This is a genomic window from Pseudomonas sp. CLCA07 (assembly GCF_053615335.1).
The window spans coordinates 2,651,435-2,671,571 of record NZ_CM132131.1; the positions used below are offsets into that span (position 1 = coordinate 2,651,435).

A 20,137-nucleotide genomic window follows, 5' to 3' on the forward strand; every position below is an offset into this window, starting at 1 on the left:
GAACCCATCGCGAGCAAGCTTGTTGTGGCTCAATGTTTTTGGACCATGATGTAGGAGTATCGACCTAAGGAAGCATCATGGGATATCGGGTTGTTAGTCCTGAGGAAAAAGCGGAGGCCATTCGTTTGGTTGTGGAGATGAAATGCTCCATTCATAAAGCCTGTGAGCTTACAGGCGTGGGGCCCACAGCTCTACGCCGATGGGTTTTGCACTGGCGCCGGGAGCATGCGGGGATTTTGCAGGCCTCCCGGCCCCAAGATCAGCAGATGATCGAGTCGTTGCAGGCAAAATTGGCCCTGCTTGAGGCCGAGAATCATGTCTTAAAAAAGCAATTGCCCTCTCATCTGAAAGTTCTGTTCAACCGAACCAAGTGATTGATGGCGTTAGAGGAGCAATGTCGATTCGACGTATGTGCTCGGTCCTGGGTTTGGCTCGCAGTAGCTTTTACGCGAAGCGTAAGCCTGCGTTGCCGCGTGTTATCGAGAAGGACCTGGAGCTGAAAATTCGTGCGGTACATAAGGAGCATCGCGAAGCACTGGGTGCGCGCGGGTTGTCCAAGGAGCTGAGAAAAGGTGGTGTTTTCATTGGGCGTCACCGAATGCGCTCCTTGATAAATACTTTGGAACTCGCCAGACGTCGACCGCGTTATGCCCACTATCGCCGCGCCACCAAGCCCGGAGTCACGGCACCAAACATACTTGATCGTCGTTTTAATCCAGTCCAGCCGGACACGCTATGGGCGGGTGATATCACCTACATCAAAGTGAGGGATAGCTGGTTGTATTTGGCGGTAGTGATGGATCTTTTTTCACGCAGAATTGTGGGATGGGCCTGTTCCAGGACGGCTGACACGGACTTGTCCATCAAAGCCCTTAAGCTGGCAGTTGCGCTGCGTCGTCCGATGCCGCAGCTGTTGTTCCACTCAGACCAAGGCTGCCAGTACACCTCTGACCGCTTCGCGACATGCCTGGAAGAAAGCCGGATCGTGCATAGCGTAAGCCGGCGTGGAAACTGCTGGGACAATGCGGTGGTCGAGCGTTATTTCAGAACATTGAAGCATGACTGGATGCCGGAGAGCGGCTACCAGAACCATTTCGAAGCGGAGAAGGATGTGATCGATTTTGTGTCGCATTACAACCATCGTCGTTGCCACACCGCTTCGAATAACCTGCCGCCGGCTCTCTTTGAGCAGCAGGCGGCCTAAAAACTCCTACAGAGTGGTCCAAAAAAACTGGACCCCAACAGCTTGGCTCCTACAGGGCTCGCATTACGAGCCGGCCACATCATCCTGAAACTGATCTTTGACGTACTTGATCTCGGTACGGCCATGCGGCGCCGGTAAGCCGTCTTCGCCCAGGTTGACGAACACCATCTTTTCCACGGTGAGGATGCTTTTGCGGGTGATCTTGTTACGCACTTCACACGTCAGGCTGATTGATGTGCGACCGAACTCGGTGGCGGTGATGCCCAGCTCGATAATGTCGCCCTGGCGCGAGGCGCTGACGAAGTTGATTTCGGAAATGTACTTGGTGACGACGCGCTGGTTGCCCAGCTGGACGATGGCATAGATCGCCGCTTCTTCATCGATCCAGCGCAACAGGCTACCGCCGAACAGCGTGCCGTTGGGGTTGAGGTCTTCAGGTTTTACCCATTTGCGGGTGTGGAAATTCATATTCACTCCTGAGCGTCTTGCGAAATGATGAGGGGCATCATGGCAGAGCCCGGACTAGAGCTCTATTACGCATAGACTATGGTCTCGATTACCGTTCAGACATTGACCGACAGAAACGCTTTGGAAGTATCGCTCACACGGCTATAATCGCCACCGTTTCAAAACGGTCATCTTCGGTTGATACCGTTTTCCCGCCACCTGTCCGAGGGGCGCTGCAGCAGGTTCGACCTGTCAGGCTCGGATGGGGCGTTGCTTGGCTGTGATCAGCCAGACACTAAACGCACAACGGCGCCCATTCGCATACATTACGAATGGAGGCTCTTCATGAGCGCTGTTATCACGCCTGCAGATTTTAACGATTACAAAGTGGCCGACATGTCCCTGGCTGCCTGGGGTCGTCGCGAAACTATCATCGCCGAATCCGAAATGCCTGCCCTGATGGGTCTGCGTCGCAAATACGCCGGTGAGCAGCCGCTCAAAGGCGCGAAAATCCTCGGCTGCATCCACATGACCATTCAGACTGCCGTGCTGATCGAAACCCTGGTTGCCCTGGGTGCCGAAGTGCGTTGGTCGTCCTGCAACATTTTCTCGACTCAAGACCAGGCCGCTGCCGCTATCGCTGCTGCCGGTATCGCGGTTTTCGCCTGGAAAGGCGAGACTGAAGAAGAGTACGAGTGGTGCCTGGAGCAAACCATCCTGAAGGATGGCGCGCCTTGGGATGCCAACATGATCCTCGACGACGGCGGCGACCTGACCGAGCTGCTGCACAAGAAATACCCGGCGATCCTGGACCGCGTCCACGGCGTCACCGAAGAAACCACCACTGGCGTTCACCGCCTGCTGGACATGCTGGCCAAGGGCGAGCTGAAAATCCCGGCCATCAACGTCAACGACTCGGTGACCAAGAGCAAGAACGACAACAAGTACGGCTGCCGTCACAGCCTGAACGACGCGATCAAGCGCGGCACCGACCACCTGCTGTCCGGCAAGCAAGCGCTGGTCATCGGTTACGGTGACGTGGGCAAGGGCTCTGCTCAGTCCCTGCGTCAGGAAGGTATGATCGTTAAAGTCTCCGAAGTTGACCCGATCTGCGCCATGCAAGCCTGCATGGACGGCTACGAGCTGGTTTCGCCGTTCATCGACGGCATCAACGACGGCACCGAAGCCAGCATCGACAAAGCACTGCTGGGCAAGATCGACCTGATCGTGACCACCACCGGCAACGTCAATGTTTGCGACTCGAACATGCTCAAAGCCCTGAAAAAGCGCGCTGTTGTCTGCAACATCGGCCACTTCGACAACGAAATCGACACCGCTTTCATGCGCAAAAACTGGGCATGGGAAGAAGTGAAGCCACAGGTTCACAAAATCCACCGTACCGGCCCGGGTGCTTTCGACGCTCAGAACGACGACTACCTGATCCTGCTGGCCGAAGGCCGTCTGGTTAACCTGGGTAACGCCACTGGTCACCCAAGCCGCATCATGGACGGTTCGTTCGCCAACCAGGTGCTGGCGCAGATCTTCCTGTTCGGCCAGAAGTACGCCGACCTGTCGCCAGCCCAGAAAGCCGAGCGCCTGACCGTAGAAGTATTGCCGAAGAAACTCGACGAAGAAGTGGCCCTGGAAATGGTCCGCGGTTTCGGCGGCGTTGTGACACAACTGACCAAGACCCAAGCCGACTATATCGGCGTGACCGTCGAAGGTCCGTTCAAGCCGCACGCTTACCGCTACTGATTCGCTGACCGGCGATGCGGTGTTCTGATACACCGAATCGCCTGATTCGCCAGCAAGCCGGCCCCTACAAAGGAAACGCGTACGACGCAATCCCTGTAGGAGCTGGCTTGCCAGCGAAGACGTCGTAACGGACACACCGTTGGCTCTCGCGTTTCCAAGGATATGACCATGTCCCAAGACCGTCGCTACAGCTTCGAGTTCTTCCCTACGAAGACCGACGCTGGGCATGAAAAGCTGCTCGCCACTGCCCGTCAGCTGGCTACGTATAACCCCGATTTCTTCTCCTGCACCTATGGCGCTGGCGGTTCGACCCGTGATCGCACCCTCAACACCGTGTTGCAGCTCGAAAGCGAAGTGAAAATCCCTGCCGCACCGCATATGTCTTGCGTGGGCGACAGCAAGGACGACTTGCGCGGCCTGCTGGCCCAGTACAAGGCTGCCGGCATCAAGCGTATCGTTGCCCTGCGCGGTGACCTGCCTTCGGGCATGGGCATGGCCAGCGGTGAAATGCGCCACGCCAACGACCTGGTCGAATTCATTCGTGAAGAGACCGGCGATCATTTCCACATCGAAGTCGCCGCTTACCCGGAAATGCATCCGCAAGCGCGCAATTACGAAGACGATATCGCCAATTTCGTGCGCAAGGCTAAATCTGGCGCCGACAGTGCGATCACCCAGTACTTCTTCAACGCTGACAGCTACTTCTACTTCGTCGAGCGTGTACGGGCGTTGGGCGTGAATATCCCGATCGTGCCGGGGATCATGCCGATTACCAACTACAGCAAACTGGCGCGTTTCTCTGACGCCTGCGGCGCGGAAATCCCGCGCTGGATCCGCAAACAGCTGGAAGCCTACGGCGACGACACCCAGAGCATTCAAGGCTTTGGTGAGCAAGTCATCACCGAAATGTGCGAACGCCTGTTACAAGGTGGCGCACCGGGGCTGCACTTCTACACACTGAATCAGGCTGAAGCGAGCCTGGCGGTGTGGAACAACTTGAAGTTGCCGCGCTGAAACAGTGCAAAACCATGAAAAGGCTCTGGCGAAATCCAGGGCCTTTTTTATGGAATATGTCTTGTGCCGGAGCTTCTGGATCCAGTTTCTGGCTCTTTATGATTTCTCGTCGTAATCTCAAGCCATGCCCCTGATTTCTCAATGTCTGACAGTGCTGCTTTTTACTTGCCTGAGCTTCGCAGCCCGGGGCGAGAAGCTGCGCATTGTCACTGAGCCGTGGGCGCCTTACGTCTACGAGGAAAATGGCAAAGCCCTGGGGCTGGATTACGAAACCACTGCCATCGTCTTCAAACGCCTGGGGATCGAAGTGGAGTGGCAGTTCCTGCCGTGGAAACGCTGCCTGTCGATGCTCGAAACCGGCCAGGCGGATGGCGTGCTGGACATTTTCCACAGCGATGAGCGTGACGCGACCCTGCTCTATCCCATTGAACCGCTCTCGGATGTCGAGTTCGTGATGTTCTATTCCAACGACCGGCCTTATCCGTTTCGCACCCTGAACGACCTGAAAGGCCTGACCATCGGCACCTCGCCGGGCTATCTCTACAGCAAGGACTTCAGCGAATCGCCGCTGTTCACCCGTGAACCGGCGCCGACCCATGAAGCCAACTTTGGCAAGCTGATACGCGGGCGAATCGACCTGTTGATCACTGATCGCCGGGTCGGCCAGCACTTGCTCGATGAATTGGGTATCCGCGACAAGATCACTGAAAACCCGACCGTCATCAGCCACCAGAGTCAGTTTCTGGCGGTACGTAAAAATGCCGGCATGGATTTGCTGGTGCAACGTTTCGGTGCCGAGCTCAAGCGCTTCAAGCGCGAACCCGCCTACGCGGAGCTGAGCGCCCGTTACGGCGCGGAACCCGGTGCCGCCCTTAAAGCCGACACTGCCACCGCGACCACTGCAAAAACCGTTGAGCAGCAGGAAAGCGGCGCGCAGTGATTGCTCTGTTATACTCCGGCCTTCCCGCCAGGCTCACGCCCGGACGCTCGGACTTGTTAAAGGCATCTTGACCCCGCTACAGCGCAGCTCTTCAGCCCGCGCGAGCGCTCCAGACGAGCTTTCAAGGCCCAGCAGGACCGGACGGGATTGCGTTCTTCTTAAACGCCATTCGCGCCAGGCAAGACTCCCATTGGGCCAAGCCCTAACTAAAACAGGATTACTCATGTCCTTTGCTTCCCTCGGTCTCTCCGAGGCTTTAGTCCGCGCCATCGAGGCAGCGGGCTATACCGAGCCTACTCCGGTGCAACAGCGGGCCATTCCCGCCGTGTTGCAAGGTCGCGACCTCATGGTTGCGGCTCAGACAGGTACTGGTAAAACCGGTGGCTTCGCCCTTCCGATCCTGGAGCGGTTGTTCCCTAACGGTCACCCGGACAAATCCCAGCGTCATGGCCCGCGCCAACCGCGCGTATTGGTCCTGACCCCGACCCGCGAGCTCGCGGCTCAAGTACACGAGAGCTTCAAGGTCTATGCCCGTGACCTGAAGTTCGTCAGCGCCTGCATCTTCGGCGGCGTTGGCATGAACCCGCAGGTTCAGGCCATGTCCCGTGGTGTTGACGTGCTGGTGGCCTGCCCTGGCCGCCTGCTCGACCTCGCCGGCCAAGGCAGCGTCGATTTGTCCCACGTGGAAATCCTCGTGCTCGACGAAGCTGACCGCATGCTCGACATGGGCTTTGTCCATGACGTGAAAAAGGTTTTGGCCCGCCTGCCAGCCAAACGGCAGAACCTGCTGTTCTCGGCGACGTTCTCCAAGGACATCACCGACCTCGCCGGCAAGCTGCTGCACAACCCGGAACGCATCGAAGTCACGCCACCGAACACCACGGTCGAGCGTATCGAACAGCGCGTGTTCCGTCTGGCCGCCAACCATAAGCGTTCGCTGCTGGCCCACCTGATCACCGCTGGCGCCTGGGAACAGGTGCTGGTGTTCACCCGCACCAAGCACGGCGCCAACCGCCTGGCCGAGTACCTGGACAAACACGGCCTCAGCGCCGTCGCGATCCACGGCAACAAGAGCCAGAACGCCCGCACCAAAGCCCTGGCCGATTTCAAGGCCGGTGAAGTGCGCATTCTGGTGGCCACCGACATCGCCGCTCGCGGCCTGGACATCGACCAGTTGCCACACGTGGTCAACTTCGAACTGCCAAACGTCGACGAAGACTACGTACACCGTATCGGCCGTACTGGCCGTGCCGGTCGTTCGGGTGAGGCGATCTCGCTGGTCGCGCCGGACGAAGAGAAGTTGCTGAAAAGCATCGAGCGCATGACTAAGCAGAAGATTGCCGACGGCAACCTGATGGGCTTCGACTCAAGTGCAGTAGAAGCCGAGAAACCAGAAGTGCGCGAGCGTCCGGATGTGCGTAACCCGCGCAACCCACGTGGCCCGCGCGGCGACGGCCCGAACGGCACCGGTGGTGGTGGCGGTCGTAAAGACAAGGGCAAGGACAAGGGCGGCAAGGAAAAACCTGCCGCTACTGGCCGCGGCGATCGCCCGGCGCGTGAACACAAGCCACGCGAAGGCACCCCGGCTCGCGAGCAACAGCGCCCGGCCCCTCGCGCCGCTGCTGACCGCGCTCCGGACGAGTTCCTGGACGACGATATCGATAACTTCGGTAACCGCGTTGATTACGTCCCGCAAGCCAAACCGGCTCAGGGCCGTGGTCGCCGTCCGGGTGCTCCGGCACAAGGCACGGCCGCTGGCGCAGGTGCCCCGCGCACCGGCGGCAAGCCTCAGGGTCGCCAAAGCGGTCCGCGCAGCAGCGATGGCGCCACCACCGGCACGCCGCCGGCCAAACGCAGCGGCCCACGCAGCGGCGCTCCACGTGACGGTCAGGCCCGTCGCGAAGAAAGCCGCAACCGTCGCCCTGCTCGTGACGATCAGCCGCGCTCGGAACCCGCCGTGCAAAACCCGCGCAGTCCAGCGCCGAAGATCATTCACAAGGAGTCGAAAACCGATCGTTTCCCGACTCCAGAGCAACTTGATCAACTGCCAGGCCGTCCGCGTGGCGAAAAACCAGCGTTGCTGACCCGCAATCGCTGATTTATCGCTGCCATAAAAAATGCCCTGATCTTGCGATCAGGGCATTTTTTTTGTGCGGCGAATTGCTTTTGTAGGAGCCCGGCTTGCCGGCGATGGGATCAAACTGATTTCTGTGTGATTGCCAATTGCGCTTTCGCTGGCAAGCCAGCTCCTACCGTCTCAGCATTACTTCGCTTTCACACCTTCAAACGTCACGTACAGCTCGACCGCATCGGACGCTGGACCCAGGTTTTTTTGCTTGCCGAAATCGGAACGCTTGATGTCGAAGGTACCCTCGAAACCGGCACGGTAGCCGCCCCATGGATCCTTGCCTTCACCCAGGAAAGTAGCCTTGACCACGATTGGCTTGGTCACGCCCAGGAGAGTCAGGTCGCCGGCCACATCGGCAGTGTCTTTGCCAGCGGCATTTTTACCCGTTGGGGTGACGCTGGTGGAAACGAAGGTGGCTTTGGCAAACTTGCCCGAGTTCAGGAGATCATCATCGCCGGATATGTGCTTGTCGCGCTCAGCATTGTTGCTGAAAACGCTGGCGGTGTTCACATTGAATTCGATCTTGCTGTCTTCAGGCTTGGCAGCGTCGAAGCTGAACTTTCCGTCGATGTCCTTGAAGGTACCGGTGATGAAGCTGTAGCCCAGATGGCTGATCTTGAAGTTGACGAAAGCGTGCTGGCCAGTTTTGTCGACGACGTAGTCAGCGGCCATCACGTTGGCGGACAGCAGAGCAGAACCGATTGCCAGAGCGGCGAGAGTCTTTTTCAACATGCTTTGTTTTCCTAGGGAGTCGAGGTTGAACTTCAGGCTTTGCGACCCAGCATTCGCTTGAGGGTCACATCACGGTCGATAAAGTGGTGCTTCAATGCTGCCAACGCATGGAGGCCGGAAAAAATTACCAGCACCCACGCCAGATAGAGGTGAATCGCACCGGCGTTATCTGCCTGGTCCGGCAGTCCGGAAACCAGGGCAGGCACTTCAAACCAGTCAAACACCGGAATACCGGCACCTTCTGCGGTGGAAATCAGGTAACCGGCAATCATCACAGCGAACAGGCAAAGATACAGAAAGGCATGGCCGAAATGAGCACCCAGACGCGTCATGCGGCTGTAGCTGGTCAAGGTCGGTGGTGGTGGGCTGACGAAACGCCACAATACCCGCAGCACCATTACACCCAGCAAGATCAAACCAATGCTCTTGTGCAGATCCGGCCCGTCTTTGCGCCATGGGTCGTAATAGTCGAGGCCAACCATCCACAGTCCGAGGGCGAATAAACCGAATACGGCCAGTGCCACGCCCCAGTGCATGATGATGCTGACCCAGCCGTAGCGGGAGGTAGAGTTACGTAGCTGCATTGCCTAGATCCCTGTAAGTGCTGGCCAAAGACTATCGGGTTATCTATCGAATTAAAGCTGAAGGTTTCGCTTTGAAATATCGAGAAATACGATCAGGAGCTTGAAATGAGCGTGTTAAGGAAAGATTAAAGACTACTGCGTGAGAAAAAATGAAGTCCAACAGAAGAACACCTGCGCCCCAGGGTTTATTCGATTCCCGGTACTGGTTTTCTTCACCCATAAAAAAACGCGGCATCTCTGCCGCGTCTTTTTAATCCCGACGCTTACTGCGCCTTGGTAACCGTTGTCGGAGTCGCAGCGGGTTTAGCCGCTGGTTTCTTCACCGGAGCCTTTTTGGCTTCGGTTTTGGCTGCAGGCTTCTTCGCCGGAGCTTTAGCCGGTGCCTTTTTGGCAGGCTCGGCTTTCACTGGCGTTGCAGGCTTCGGTGCTTCGACCGGTGCCGGTGCAGCTACTGGAGCTGGAGCCGGTGCTGGTGGAGTGACAGGCTCAGGTACCTTGATCGGCTCTGGCTTCTTGGCGTCATCCGAACCACCGAACAGGTTGCTGAAGAAGTTACCTTTCTTCGCCGCCACCGCGCCGGCCGCCGCTGCCGTCGCCACTTTCGCCGGCTCAAACGACTTGCCCGCCGCCAGGTCTTCAACCTGACTGGCCGCACGCTGGCCGGTGCGCAATGCGCCTTCCAGAGTGCCCGGGTACAAGGTGTCAGTGTGTTCGCCGGCGAACGCTACGCGCTCAATCGGGCGCTCCCACAGGCGCCAGTATTTGCTGATCTGGCCCGGGCCAAAGGCCAGGTAAGCGCCGCCCATCGACGGGTCGGTGCTGTAGCGGCGGATTTCATAACCGGTGAAAGAACCACGCGCCTGTGGATAAAAGGCGTGCAGGCGAATCAGCACCTGATCGACCATTTGCTTGTCGCCGAACGCCTGCATCACACGAGCGTTGTCGCCAGACAGGTTGATCACCACGTTGGCGCCGCCCTTCAAGGCAGGCTCAATCCACAACATGCCCAGGCCTGTATTGCTGAAAATCTCGCCGGACATGCGCGCTTTGGATTCCCACACCGGCGTCTTGAACTTCAGCATGATCTGGTCGCGCCAGCCGTAGTTGGTGCCTTTGATGGCGCCCATGTGCTGGGCATCCAGCGACGGGGTCATCTGGATCTTGCCCAGTGCGCGCAACGGCACCGCCAATACCACGTAATCAGCCTGATAGCCGACGCTACCCACTTTGACGGTCACGCCGTCCTTGTCCTGAGTGATCGAGGAGACCGGGGAGTTGGTCTTGATGGTTTTCAGTTGTTTGACGAACGCCTGGGCCAGTACCGGGCTGCCGCCAACCAGTCGCGAAGCACGCAGGTCGCGATCGGAAGTGCCACGGTAAACACGGCTCTGCTGTGCGAAGTACAACAGCGACAAACGCGAAGGTTCGTCGTAACGAGTACGAATCTGCTGATTGATCAGCTGACGAGCAGTCGCTGGCAGGTTCTGCTTGTCGAGCCAGCTGGACACGGTGATCTGATCCAGCGCGTGCAGCGTGTTGTTGGCGATCGGGTTCAACGGGTCGTCAATCGAGCGCGCCAGATCATCCACGGTTTTTTCGTAGCGCTTAAGCGCTTCGGCAGTGGCTGGCTGCTTGGTCGCCAGATCGGCGGCGGTGAAATACTCACCATCGATCAGATAGCCTGGAGTCCGCACGAATTCAGGGGCTGGCGTGGTGCTCAGCTTGAAGGTCGACACGTACTTGTTCAGCACCGGCTGAGTCTTGTCGTTGCCGATCCACTCGCTGGTGGCCATGCCGGAACGACCGCCCAGGCTCGATTTGGCTTCCAGCAGGGTGACCTGCCAGCCTTTGCTTTGCAGCTCGTAAGCCGCGGTCAGGCCAGACAGCCCGCCACCGACCACGATCACGGTTTTATCCTTGGCCAGCGCAGACACGCTGAACAGCCCCAACATCACCAGCGCACAGGCGCGCAGCCAACCGACAGACATTCAGCGAACTCCGGAAATACATGAAGAAAAAGCAGTTTTTATGAGTCAGTCGACTCCAGGAACCGCGAAGGATACGTCAGGCTTCAGACGCCCGCCAGCAACGTCTATCGACCTATACGAAGTAGCTCAATCGACACAATGGGTTGTCCCCAAGCCACGCATTGCATAGGCTTGCGCGATTGTTTGCCCGCCTATGTCGCGGGTAGCCTCGAGGAGACAGAAAATGGGCCTGAATAAACAGTGGATGGAACGCGATCTCGCGGTGTTGTGGCATCCCTGCACCCAGATGAAAGACCACGAACAGCTGCCGCTGATCCCGATTAAACGCGGGGAAGGTGTGTGGCTGGAAGACTTCGAAGGCAAGCGCTACCTCGACGCTGTCAGCTCCTGGTGGGTCAACGTGTTTGGCCACGCCAACCCGCGCATCAATCAGCGCATCAAGGATCAGGTCGATCAGCTGGAGCACGTGATCCTCGCCGGCTTCAGCCATCAGCCGGTGATCGAGCTGTCCGAGCGGCTGGTGAAGATGACCCCGGAAGGCCTGACCCGGTGCTTCTACGCCGATAACGGTTCGTCCTGCATCGAAGTCGCACTGAAAATGAGCTTTCACTACTGGCTCAACCGCGGCCAGCCGAACAAGAAGCGCTTTGTCACCCTGACCAACAGCTACCACGGCGAAACCATGGCGGCGATGTCGGTGGGCGACGTGCCGCTGTTCACCGAAACTTACAAGGCGCTGCTGCTGGACACCATCAAGGTGCCGAGCCCCGATTGCTACCTGCGCCCCGAAGGCATGAGCTGGGAAGAACACTCGCGCAACATGTTCGCCGCCATGGAACAGACCCTGGCGGAGAACCATGACAGCGTCGCGGCAGTGATCGTCGAGCCGCTGATCCAGGGCGCTGGCGGCATGCGCATGTACCACCCGGTTTACCTCAAACTGCTACGCGAAGCCTGCGACCGCTACGGCGTACACCTGATCCACGACGAAATCGCCGTCGGCTTTGGCCGCACCGGCACGATGTTCGCCTGCGAACAGGCCGGCATCCGCCCGGACTTCCTCTGTCTGTCCAAGGCCCTCACCGGCGGTTACCTGCCGCTGGCGGCCTGCGTGACGACCGAAGACGTCTACAGCGCCTTCTACGACGACTACCCGACCCTGCGCGCCTTCTTGCACTCACACAGCTACACCGGCAACCCGTTGGCGTGCGCCGCCGCACTGGCGACGCTGGACATCTTCGAAGAAGACAACGTCATCGAGAACAACAAGGCGCTCGCCCAGCGCATGGCCTCCTCCACCGCGCACCTGGCCGACCATCCGAACGTCTCGGAAGTACGGCAGACCGGCATGGTGCTGGCCATCGAGATGGTCAAGGACAAGGCTACGAAAGAAGCCTACCCGTGGCAGGAACGTCGTGGCTTGAAGGTGTTCCAGCACGCACTGGAACGTGGTGCTTTACTACGACCGTTGGGCAGCGTGGTGTATTTCCTGCCGCCGTACGTGATCACACCGGAGCAGATCGACTTTCTGGCCGAAGTGGCCAGCGAAGGCATCGACATCGCGACGCGCGACAGCGTCAGCGTGGCGGTGCCAAAAGACTTCCATCCGGGATTCCGTGATCCGGGCTAGAAGTGACTGAGTACCCCTGTGGCGAGGGGGCTTGCCCCCGTTGGGTCGCGAAGCGGCCCTAAAACCGACAACCGCGTTTATCCAGCTAAAACGCATCGCCAGAATTACGACTGCTTCGCAGCCGAACGGGGGCAAGCCCCCTCGCCACAAAAGCCACTTTTACAGAGACCCCGCATGAGACTGTCCCGCTTCTTTATCGACGCCCCCCTGAGCACCGGCGAACACGAGTTGCCCGAAGCCCAGGCCCATTACATCAGCCGCGTACTGCGCATGGCCGAGGGCGATGCGTTGCAGCTGTTCGACGGTTCGGGCCACGAGTTTCGCGCCACGCTGGTGGAGGTCGGCAAGAAACGCGTCGTCGTGCAGATCGATGAAAGCTTCGCCGGGCAGGTCGAATCACCGCTGGCGATCCATCTCGGCCAAGGCCTGTCCCGTGGCGAGCGCATGGACTGGGCGATTCAGAAAGCCACGGAGCTGGGCGTGACTGAAATCACCCCGATCTTCAGCGACCGCTGCGAAGTCCGGTTGAAGGATGAGCGCGCCGACAAGCGCCTGATGCACTGGCGCCAAGTGGCGATCAGTGCCTGTGAACAATGTGGGCGTTCGCGGGTGCCGGTGATTCATCCACCGCTGCTGTTGGCGGACTGGTTGAAACAGGCACAAGCCGAGTTGAAACTGGTGCTGCATCCGGTTGCTGAGCCGTTGGTCAGTCACGCCAAACCTTCCAGCCTGGCGTTTCTGATCGGCCCCGAAGGCGGGCTGTCCGACGCCGAAGTCGAACAGGCCAAAGCCAGCGGTTTCCACGCCGCCCGCCTCGGCCCTCGCGTGCTGCGCACCGAAACCGCGCCGGTGGTGGCGTTAGCTGTGGCCCAGCAGCTTTGGGGTGACTTCTAGGGCCCTTTCGCGAGCAGGCTCGCTCCCACATTGACATGCATTCTCCTGTGGGAGCGAGCCTGCTCGCGAAGGGCCGGGCGCAGTCTAGCGGTCGATCTGGCTGCTACTGCACCGGATCGCTCGTCGGCTTGACGATGATCGCCTTGAGTTCGCTGGTCATCGGGAACTCAAGGTTCAACCCCTTCGGAGGGATCGGCTGTTCAAACCAGCGCTGGTAGATGCCATTGATCTCGCCCGAACTGTACAGATCGGCCAATGCGCCATTCACCAGAGCGAGGAATTGCGGATCATCCTTGCGCACCATGCAGCTGTAGATCTCCCGCGATTGTTCCTCGCCGACTACCACCCATTTATGCGGATCCCGCGCCTTGGCACGTTCGCCATAAAGCAACGCGTCGTCCATGTAGAACGCCGCCGCCCGACCTGACTGCAGCATCTGGAAGGCTTCGCCGTGATCTTTGGCGCTAATCACGAACATGTCGATTTTGTTGTCGACGTTGTAGCTCTTCAGAAAGCGCTCGTTGGTGGTGCCGGCAGTGGTCACCACGTTCTTGCCGCGCAGATCGGCGAAGCTCTTGATCCCGCTGTCCTTGGCCGTCAGCAACTGGCCTTTGACGTAGATGAAACCGTAGGAAAACGCCACTTGCTTCTGCCGTTCGGCGGTTACCCCGGTAGAGCCGCATTCGAGGTCGACGGTGCCGTTCTGCACCAGTGGAATCCGCGTCTGAGAAGTCACCAGGGTGTATTTCACTTTGAGCTCAGGCAGCACCAGTTGCTGGCGAATGCGCTCGACAATCTTGCTCGCCAGATCCACTGAATAACCCATCGGCTGCCCCGTGTGATCGCCCACGTAGGAAAACGGCACCGACGCATCGCGATACCCGAGGGTGATGCTGTTGGCATTGGCGATCTTGCCCAATGTGCCGGTCAGCGGCGCTTCATTGGCTTGAACCTGACTACCGAGCAACAGCCCGAGGGTGCAGCCGAGCAACGTGATTTTTTGCATTGTTATTCTCCGTTGTGGGTGTTGGATGCGGGTGGGTTCAGATGCGGGCCGCCGTGACGGTGATTTCCACCAACACTTGCGGGCGCGCCAGATCGGCCTGCACCGTGGTGCGGCTCGGCGCCTGTCCCGGTGACAACCAGGCCGACCAGACTTCATTCATCGCCGCGAAATCGGCATTGATGTCTTTCAGATAAATCGTCGCGCTCAGCAAATGATCTTTGTCGCTACCGGCCTCGGCCAGCAACGCGTCGATTTTCGCCAGTACTTCGCGGGTCTGACCGCCGGCATCCAGGGCGTCGCCCGGCACCTGACCGGAAAGAAACACCAGCTCGCCGAAGGTCACGGCGCCTGACAGGCGTGGGTTGCTGTGAAAACGTTTAATGGTCATGACAGGGTCCTTTTCTGATAGGGAAATTCAAGCGGCAGGGTGGCTGAAACCCAGCAGGTCAATGGAAGTCTGGCGCTGGCTGATCAGCTCGCTGAGTAGCTGGCCGCTGCCACAGGCCAGGGTAAAACCCAGCGCGCCATGACCGAGATTGAGCCACAGATTGCGGTAGGCCGTAGCGCCCAAAAGTGGCACTCCGCTGGGGGTCGCTGGACGCATGCCGGCCCACTCCACGGCGGCATCGTAATCGCCGGCATTCGGGAACGTGTCGCGGGCCTGGCGCTTGATCAGGCTCAAGCGTTCGGGATCGACGGCCGGGTCAAAGCCGACAATGTCGACCATCGCCGCCACGCGCAATTGCTCACCAATGCGCGCATAAACGATCTTGCGGTCGTAGTCGGTGATGCTCAGTTCGGGCGCCCGGTGTTCGACACCGATCGGCAGCGTCAGGCTGTAGCCTTTCAGTGGATAGAGCGGCAGCCGTAGACCGGGCAGTGCCAGCAGCGGACTGCGATGGCCGGCGGCAAATACCAGCTGCTCGACCGGCAACACCTCGGCACCCAACTCAATGGCGGTGACCGCGCCGTTGCGGTGTTGAACCCCGGTCACCGCGTGCCCCAGGCGAAATTCGCAACGGCCGGACGCCTTCAGTCGCGCCGCCAGTTGTTGGCAAAAACCATGGCAATCGCCGACTTCTTCGTCTGGCGTATAGATCGCGCCGACAAAAGGAGCATCGGCCAGCGCCGGTTCCAGCTGCGTACACTCGGCGGCAGACAACACCTGCTGTTGCTGCGGATCGGCCAGGCCTTGGCGCGCTTTCCCGAAGCTGGCGGGGTTGCGGAATGTCACCAGTTTGCCGTTGCGCCGCCATTGGAAACCGCTCAGCCCATCGTCTTCGCGCCAGGTTTTCAGTGTGCTCTGGCTGAACAGCGCCAGGCGCAGCAAGTGCGCGGCGTTCTCACGGTTGACCGAACGGCGGCATGCGGCGAGGAACGATGCCATCCAGCGCCATTGCGCCGGATCGAGACGCGGACGCAGCTTCAACGGCGAGTCGCCGCGCAGCATCCAGCCGATCGCCTGCAACGGCACGCCGGCGTCCGCCAGTGGCGCCACGTAGCGATAGGACAACTGGCCGCCGTTGGCGAAACTGGTTTCGCTGCCCAGCGAATCCCGGGCCTCGACCACCGTCACCTCAAAACCGTCGCGCACCAGCGCATACGCCGTTGCCAGGCCAATCACGCCACCGCCGATAATGCACACACGCTGAACCATGTCCGTCCCTAAAACCGTTGTGAAGGCGAGGCCGAGGTTAGAGCCAGGTGACAGGCGGCGAACAATGAATAAAGATGCCGAACCCATAAACAAAGGTTATGGACTTGCCATGCGTCTTCGTCATATCGAGATTTTCCAGGCGATCCGCCAGACCGGGTCGATCAGTGCGGCCGCGCAATTGCTGCACGTCTCTCAGCCGGCGGTGACCAAGGTGCTGCAGCACGCCGAGCAGCAACTAGGTTTCCCTCTGTTCTTGCGGGTTCGCGGCAAATTGCAGGCAACGCCGGAAGCGCTGGAGCTTGCGCGTGAAGTCGATAAGGTCACCGAAAGCCTGCAAGGCGTGCGGCGCCTGGCCCAGAGCTTGCGCCGCGAGCCGGGCCATAGCCTGCGCATTGGCGCCACCCCGGCGCTGGCCCTGTCATTGCTGCCGCCAGCCATTCACGAGTGGACCGTGCGCTACCCGGACATCGCCTGCGAACTGTCCAGCGCCCATAGCCGAGAACTGGTGCAGAACCTGCTGATGCGCGAAGTGGATGTCGCCCTGACCTTGCAACGACCGGATCATCCGGGGCTCAAGGCCCAGGCGCTGGCGTCCGGCGTGCTGGTGGCGCTAGCGCCCGCGGGTTACTGGTCGGCGGCAGAGGCAGGCACACCGTTGCCACTGATGGCCCTGGCCGATGCCCCCTTGATTGGCCTGTCCAGCGCCGACCCGTTGGCAGCCCGGCTCGACAGTTACCTCGAAGCGGTGGAGCCGCCGCCCCGGGTACGTATCGCGGTGCAGACCTATTCACTGGCCCGGGCGATGGTGGAATCCGGCGCCGGACTGGCGGTGATCGACCCGTTCACGGCACTCGGCGCCTCCCCCGCCGCGACGACGATCCGCCCGTTGACGCCGCCGCTGCCGATCACCCTGTACGCGGTGACCCGCGCCACCGAACCGCCGCCCCACACCTTGAATGACTTGTTGCAGGTATTCAGCCGCCGCGCCCAGGAGCAACTGGATCGCTTGATCCCGGCGCAGCATTAAATGTGGGAGTGAGCCTGCTCGCGAATGCAGTGTGTCATTAATCATTGATGTCGACTGATGCTCCGCCTTCGCGAGCAGGCTCGCTCCCACAAGGATTGCGGGGGTTTAGAGGACGTAGAAGAAAATCGCCACAAAGTGCAGCAAGCTCCCGGCAATCACAAACAAATGCCAGATCCCGTGGGCATGCCGCAGCCGATGATCGAGGGCAAAAAAGATAATGCCCACGGTGTACAAGATCCCGCCCGCCGCCAGCCACGCAAACCCCGCAGTGCCCAACGCCGCGAGTAACGGCTTGACCGCTACCAGCACGATCCAGCCCATCACCGCGTAAATCACGATCGACAGAATCCGTGCTTCGGAACGCGGCTTGATCTCTTGCAGGATGCCGATCAGCGCCAACCCCCAGACAATTCCGAACAGCGTCCAGCCCCACGGCCCGCGCAGGGTCACCAGACAAAACGGTGTGTAACTGCCGGCGATCAACAGATAGATCGAAAAGTGATCAACCTTCTGCATGATCGCTTTCTTGCGCCCGCGCACGCTGTGGTAAACGGTCGAGGCGCTGTAAAGCACCAGCAAGGTAAAACCGTAAATCGCCACGCTGACAATCTTCCACGGGCTGCCGTCCATACTGGCGATGACCAGCATCCACACCACCCCGACCGTTGCTGCCACCGCCCCGACCAAATGCGTCCAGGCGTTCAATCGTTCCCCGTGATACATGCGTTGCTCACCTCAAAATTTGATGCAACATCGCGCAAACTGTAGGAGCTGTCGAGTGGAACGAGGCTGCGATCAAAAATTCGCAGCCTCGTTTCACTCGACAGCTCCTACAGCGTGCACAATCGAGCCATTCGAATAAGAGTCCGGGCCATGCTGATCGATGAAGAATTGACCCTGAAAAAACTCGAGGTGTTCCTGGCCTTCATGCGCACCGGCAATCTCGCCCGCGCCGCCGCCGAGTTGCAGACCAGCAACGTCAGCGTGCACCGGGCGATCCACTCCCTGGAAAGCGCCCTGCGCTGCCCGCTGTTCAAACACGAGGGCCGTAACCTGACGCCGCTGGAAAGTGCGTATGTGCTCGAAGAGCGAGCACAGAAGCTGATTCAGGACGTGGTCGAAACCGTGCGTCTGACCCGCGAAGCCGCAGGTTTTTCCGCTGAACGCTTCAAGCTCGGCTCGCTGTACTCACTGACGGTGAAGACCGTGCCGCAGCTGATCATGGGCCTGAAAATCCGCCGCAGCGAACTCAACATCGACTTGATCCTCGGTTCGAACTTCGACCTGTTGTACAAGCTCAAGAACATGGAAGTCGACGCGATCCTGGTGTCGCTGGACGAGAGCGTCAATGACCCGGACTGCGAGCAGATTCCGCTGTTTTCCGACGACATTTTTCTCGCCACGCCGGCGGACTCAAAGTTTGCCCAACGCGCCGAGGTCGACCTGGCAGAAGTGCGCGACGAGACGTTCATTACCCTCACCCAGGGCTTTGCCACGCACCAGGACGGTAATCGGGTGTTCAAGCAAGCCGGGTTCGAACCGAAGGTGGCGATGCAGGTCAACGACATCTTCACCCTGTTGAGCATGGTCAGTTCGGGGGTGGGTTATGCGTTGCTGCCGGGGCGGATTGCGGCGGTGTATGAGAACCGGGTGAAGCTGATACCGTTGCAGGAACGCTATCGGTTGCAGCAGCACATTGGCGTGGTGTTTTTGAAGGCCAAGGAGCGCGATCCGAACTTGCTGGCGTTGTTGGCGGAGTGCCGGATGTACGCCAATCGCCAGGCCTGAAACCGCGTCGCGACCATCGCGGGCAAGCCTAGCTCCTACAGGATTTACGCGATCCCTGTAGGAGCTAGGCTTGCCCGCGAAGGCGCCAGAACAGTCAGCGATGATCTACCGGTTTAACCGACAATCCCGCGAACAATGAAGTACAACAACGAAGGCCCCAGCAAGCACCCCAGCCCGGTATGGAACGTCGCCGTCAACGCCCCGTAAGGCACCAACCGCCGATCCGTCGCCGCCAGCCCGGCCGTCACGCCGCTGACCGTCCCGGCCAACCCGCCAAACACCATCGCCGAGCGCGGGTTATCCAGTCCCATCCAGCGCGCCGCCATCGGCGTGCCGACCATTACCAGAATCGCTTTGATCAACCCGGTGGCAATCGACAGCGCCATCACATCGGAACTGGCGCCAATCGCCGCGCCGGTCACTGGCCCGACGATGTACGTCACCGCACCCGCGCCGATGGTGGTCATGCTGATCGCATCACGATAACCAAACGCCCAGGCCATGCACGCGCCGACAATGAACGGCAATATCGTGCCAAGCAGTAGCGCGATCACGCCAATCAACCCGGCTTTTTTCGCTTCGCTGGCCTGAACTTCGAATGCAGTGGCGACAATGGCAAAGTCGCGCAACATCGCGCCGCCCATCAACCCAATGCCAGAAAACAGGGTCAAATCCGCCAGGCCTTTTTGCCCACCCGTCAGCGTGCCTCCGACCCACGCCAGCACCAACCCGATGACAATGGCAATCGCCGAGCCGTGAATCCGCCCAAATGTCAGGCGCTTCGACAAGACAACGGACACCCACATGATCACGCCAACGAACGCGAACGCGGTGACCAGACTGTTGGTGGTCAGGCCTTTCTCGATGAGTTCCCACATATCAGCGACCTCCTACAGGTGTGCCGACCGGGGTAATGTCCACCGGTTCATCGGGCAAGGGTTCGCCTTTATGCGTCCGGCTGATCAAGGCAATGGTGCAGCCGCAGATCACCACCGAACCGATCGCCGCGAGCACCGCCACTGGCCCGCCATGCAAGGCCGTCACCACGTTTTGTTGCGCAGCCATCGCGACCACCACCGGAATGTACATGGCGCCCCAGAAGCCGACGCCCATCTCGCAATCCTTGGTCATGCCGCCGTGTTTTTGCATCCACAACCGCGCGCAAATCAGCAGGATCATCGCGATCCCGACCCCGCCAACGTTGGATTTAACGCCCAGCAACATGCCAAGCGCATCGCCCATGATCACTCCCGCCAACGTACAGATCGCCAGCAGCGCCACACCGTAAATAATCATTGTTGTAGTCCTCAAAATGCATCGTCGAATGTTGTTTTTGTTGTTCG

General features: G+C 59.5%; 20 protein-coding genes and 1 riboswitch. Of the genes, 10 read left to right on the forward strand and 10 right to left on the reverse strand.

All coding sequences use genetic code 11. The features are described from left to right. Positions 1–77 precede the first annotated feature (77 nt). Both ACWGZX_RS12245 and ACWGZX_RS12250 read left to right on the forward strand, forming a co-directional pair. Complete coding sequence (locus tag ACWGZX_RS12245; protein WP_452624858.1) at positions 78–374, forward strand: transposase; 297 nt, start codon at positions 78–80, stop codon at positions 372–374. Further along, the gene (locus tag ACWGZX_RS12250) at positions 371–1,204 is read left to right on the forward strand and encodes an IS3 family transposase (RefSeq protein ID WP_452624859.1); all 834 of its coding nucleotides are present in this window, start codon (positions 371–373) and stop codon (positions 1,202–1,204) included. Before ACWGZX_RS12245 ends, ACWGZX_RS12250 begins: the two co-directional genes overlap by 4 nt. Positions 1,205–1,267: 63 nt before the next feature. Here the strand turns inward: ACWGZX_RS12250 and ACWGZX_RS12255 are convergent, their stop codons facing one another. After that, complete coding sequence (locus ACWGZX_RS12255; protein WP_317849413.1) at positions 1,268–1,672, reverse strand: acyl-CoA thioesterase; 405 nt, start codon at positions 1,670–1,672, stop codon at positions 1,268–1,270. Positions 1,673–1,870: 198 nt separating this feature from the next. Beyond that, positions 1,871–1,973, forward strand: a riboswitch (S-adenosyl-L-homocysteine riboswitch). A gap of 23 nt (positions 1,974–1,996) precedes the next feature. Between ACWGZX_RS12255 and ahcY the strand changes: the two genes are divergently transcribed. The 4 genes from ahcY to ACWGZX_RS12275 all read left to right on the forward strand — a co-directional run bounded on the left by ahcY (position 1,997) and on the right by ACWGZX_RS12275 (position 7,458). Then, the gene (gene ahcY / locus ACWGZX_RS12260; RefSeq protein ID WP_452628479.1) at positions 1,997–3,406 is read left to right on the forward strand and encodes an adenosylhomocysteinase; all 1,410 of its coding nucleotides are present in this window, start codon (positions 1,997–1,999) and stop codon (positions 3,404–3,406) included. A 168-nt stretch (positions 3,407–3,574) separates the two neighbouring features. Then, positions 3,575–4,420 carry a methylenetetrahydrofolate reductase [NAD(P)H] gene (metF, locus tag ACWGZX_RS12265; protein ID WP_452628480.1) on the forward strand — a complete coding sequence of 282 codons (846 nt, stop codon included), beginning with the start codon at positions 3,575–3,577 and terminating at the stop codon, positions 4,418–4,420. A gap of 124 nt (positions 4,421–4,544) precedes the next feature. Further along, a complete protein-coding gene (locus tag ACWGZX_RS12270) occupies positions 4,545–5,360 on the forward strand; it encodes a substrate-binding periplasmic protein (RefSeq protein WP_223518137.1) in 816 nt (271 codons plus the stop codon). Between the two features lie 223 nt (positions 5,361–5,583). Next, positions 5,584–7,458 (forward strand): DEAD/DEAH box helicase, encoded by a 1,875-nt coding sequence (locus tag ACWGZX_RS12275; protein WP_223518134.1) that lies wholly within the window; start codon positions 5,584–5,586, stop codon positions 7,456–7,458. Positions 7,459–7,623: 165 nt separating this feature from the next. On the opposite strand, the gene ACWGZX_RS12280 is transcribed toward ACWGZX_RS12275, so the two are convergent. The 3 genes from ACWGZX_RS12280 to ACWGZX_RS12290 all read right to left on the reverse strand — a co-directional run bounded on the left by ACWGZX_RS12280 (position 7,624) and on the right by ACWGZX_RS12290 (position 10,792). Then, a complete protein-coding gene (locus tag ACWGZX_RS12280; RefSeq protein WP_452628481.1) occupies positions 7,624–8,220 on the reverse strand; it encodes a YceI family protein in 597 nt (198 codons plus the stop codon). A gap of 32 nt (positions 8,221–8,252) precedes the next feature. Further along, positions 8,253–8,804, reverse strand: coding sequence for a cytochrome b (locus ACWGZX_RS12285; protein ID WP_452628482.1), 552 nt, complete (start codon positions 8,802–8,804; stop codon positions 8,253–8,255). 263 nt (positions 8,805–9,067) lie between these two features. Then, positions 9,068–10,792: a flavin monoamine oxidase family protein gene (locus ACWGZX_RS12290; protein ID WP_452628483.1), complete on the reverse strand. Its 1,725-nt coding sequence runs from the start codon at positions 10,790–10,792 to the stop codon at positions 9,068–9,070. A gap of 223 nt (positions 10,793–11,015) precedes the next feature. Here ACWGZX_RS12290 and ACWGZX_RS12295 point away from each other — a divergent pair, with 223 nt between their 5' ends. Further along, positions 11,016–12,422 carry an adenosylmethionine--8-amino-7-oxononanoate transaminase gene (locus tag ACWGZX_RS12295; protein ID WP_452628484.1) on the forward strand — a complete coding sequence of 469 codons (1,407 nt, stop codon included), beginning with the start codon at positions 11,016–11,018 and terminating at the stop codon, positions 12,420–12,422. Between the two features lie 174 nt (positions 12,423–12,596). Continuing rightward, on the forward strand, positions 12,597–13,316 hold the full coding sequence (locus ACWGZX_RS12300; RefSeq protein WP_452628485.1) for a 16S rRNA (uracil(1498)-N(3))-methyltransferase: 720 nt from the start codon (positions 12,597–12,599) through the stop codon (positions 13,314–13,316). A gap of 103 nt (positions 13,317–13,419) precedes the next feature. On the opposite strand, the gene ACWGZX_RS12305 is transcribed toward ACWGZX_RS12300, so the two are convergent. From ACWGZX_RS12305 to ACWGZX_RS12315, 3 genes are read right to left on the reverse strand one after another with little or no spacing between them, the layout of a single operon-like run. Further along, entirely contained in the window at positions 13,420–14,322 is a 903-nt protein-coding gene (locus ACWGZX_RS12305) for a transporter substrate-binding domain-containing protein (protein WP_452628486.1), read from the reverse strand. 37 nt (positions 14,323–14,359) lie between these two features. Next, entirely contained in the window at positions 14,360–14,710 is a 351-nt protein-coding gene (locus ACWGZX_RS12310; RefSeq protein WP_452628487.1) for a RidA family protein, read from the reverse strand. Positions 14,711–14,737: 27 nt separating this feature from the next. Then, positions 14,738–15,979 (reverse strand): D-amino acid dehydrogenase, encoded by a 1,242-nt coding sequence (locus tag ACWGZX_RS12315; protein ID WP_452628488.1) that lies wholly within the window; start codon positions 15,977–15,979, stop codon positions 14,738–14,740. 109 nt (positions 15,980–16,088) lie between these two features. Between ACWGZX_RS12315 and ACWGZX_RS12320 the strand changes: the two genes are divergently transcribed. After that, entirely contained in the window at positions 16,089–17,006 is a 918-nt protein-coding gene (locus ACWGZX_RS12320) for a LysR family transcriptional regulator (RefSeq protein ID WP_452628489.1), read from the forward strand. Positions 17,007–17,111: 105 nt separating this feature from the next. Here ACWGZX_RS12320 and trhA read toward each other — a convergent pair whose 3' ends face one another. Further along, positions 17,112–17,729, reverse strand: a complete 618-nt coding sequence (gene trhA / locus ACWGZX_RS12325) for a PAQR family membrane homeostasis protein TrhA (RefSeq protein WP_452628490.1) — start codon at positions 17,727–17,729, stop codon at positions 17,112–17,114. Positions 17,730–17,879: 150 nt separating this feature from the next. Here trhA and ACWGZX_RS12330 point away from each other — a divergent pair, with 150 nt between their 5' ends. Then, the gene (locus tag ACWGZX_RS12330; protein WP_452628491.1) at positions 17,880–18,794 is read left to right on the forward strand and encodes a LysR family transcriptional regulator; all 915 of its coding nucleotides are present in this window, start codon (positions 17,880–17,882) and stop codon (positions 18,792–18,794) included. 113 nt (positions 18,795–18,907) lie between these two features. Here the strand turns inward: ACWGZX_RS12330 and madM are convergent, their stop codons facing one another. Beyond that, entirely contained in the window at positions 18,908–19,672 is a 765-nt protein-coding gene (madM, locus tag ACWGZX_RS12335) for a malonate transporter subunit MadM (RefSeq protein ID WP_223518091.1), read from the reverse strand. 1 nt (position 19,673) lies between these two features. Then, positions 19,674–20,090 carry a malonate transporter subunit MadL gene (gene madL / locus ACWGZX_RS12340; RefSeq protein ID WP_452628492.1) on the reverse strand — a complete coding sequence of 139 codons (417 nt, stop codon included), beginning with the start codon at positions 20,088–20,090 and terminating at the stop codon, positions 19,674–19,676. Between the last annotated feature and the right edge of the window lie 47 nt (positions 20,091–20,137).

Coding starts and splice junctions, on each gene's coding strand:
- ACWGZX_RS12315 (WP_452628488.1), bottom strand. CDS start 15,979: ATGGTTCAGCGTGTGTGCATTATCGGCGGTGGCGTGATTGGCCTGGCA.
- ACWGZX_RS12245 (WP_452624858.1), top strand. CDS start 78: ATGGGATATCGGGTTGTTAGTCCTGAGGAAAAAGCGGAGGCCATTCGT.
- madL (WP_452628492.1), bottom strand. CDS start 20,090: ATGATTATTTACGGTGTGGCGCTGCTGGCGATCTGTACGTTGGCGGGA.
- ACWGZX_RS12330 (WP_452628491.1), top strand. CDS start 17,880: ATGCTGATCGATGAAGAATTGACCCTGAAAAAACTCGAGGTGTTCCTG.
- madM (WP_223518091.1), bottom strand. CDS start 19,672: ATGTGGGAACTCATCGAGAAAGGCCTGACCACCAACAGTCTGGTCACC.
- ACWGZX_RS12300 (WP_452628485.1), top strand. CDS start 12,597: ATGAGACTGTCCCGCTTCTTTATCGACGCCCCCCTGAGCACCGGCGAA.
- ACWGZX_RS12275 (WP_223518134.1), top strand. CDS start 5,584: ATGTCCTTTGCTTCCCTCGGTCTCTCCGAGGCTTTAGTCCGCGCCATC.
- ACWGZX_RS12290 (WP_452628483.1), bottom strand. CDS start 10,792: ATGTCTGTCGGTTGGCTGCGCGCCTGTGCGCTGGTGATGTTGGGGCTG.
- metF (WP_452628480.1), top strand. CDS start 3,575: ATGTCCCAAGACCGTCGCTACAGCTTCGAGTTCTTCCCTACGAAGACC.
- ACWGZX_RS12255 (WP_317849413.1), bottom strand. CDS start 1,672: ATGAATTTCCACACCCGCAAATGGGTAAAACCTGAAGACCTCAACCCC.
- ACWGZX_RS12305 (WP_452628486.1), bottom strand. CDS start 14,322: ATGCAAAAAATCACGTTGCTCGGCTGCACCCTCGGGCTGTTGCTCGGT.
- trhA (WP_452628490.1), bottom strand. CDS start 17,729: ATGTATCACGGGGAACGATTGAACGCCTGGACGCATTTGGTCGGGGCG.
- ACWGZX_RS12280 (WP_452628481.1), bottom strand. CDS start 8,220: ATGTTGAAAAAGACTCTCGCCGCTCTGGCAATCGGTTCTGCTCTGCTG.
- ACWGZX_RS12295 (WP_452628484.1), top strand. CDS start 11,016: ATGGGCCTGAATAAACAGTGGATGGAACGCGATCTCGCGGTGTTGTGG.
- ACWGZX_RS12270 (WP_223518137.1), top strand. CDS start 4,545: ATGCCCCTGATTTCTCAATGTCTGACAGTGCTGCTTTTTACTTGCCTG.
- ACWGZX_RS12285 (WP_452628482.1), bottom strand. CDS start 8,804: ATGCAGCTACGTAACTCTACCTCCCGCTACGGCTGGGTCAGCATCATC.
- ahcY (WP_452628479.1), top strand. CDS start 1,997: ATGAGCGCTGTTATCACGCCTGCAGATTTTAACGATTACAAAGTGGCC.
- ACWGZX_RS12320 (WP_452628489.1), top strand. CDS start 16,089: ATGCGTCTTCGTCATATCGAGATTTTCCAGGCGATCCGCCAGACCGGG.
- ACWGZX_RS12310 (WP_452628487.1), bottom strand. CDS start 14,710: ATGACCATTAAACGTTTTCACAGCAACCCACGCCTGTCAGGCGCCGTG.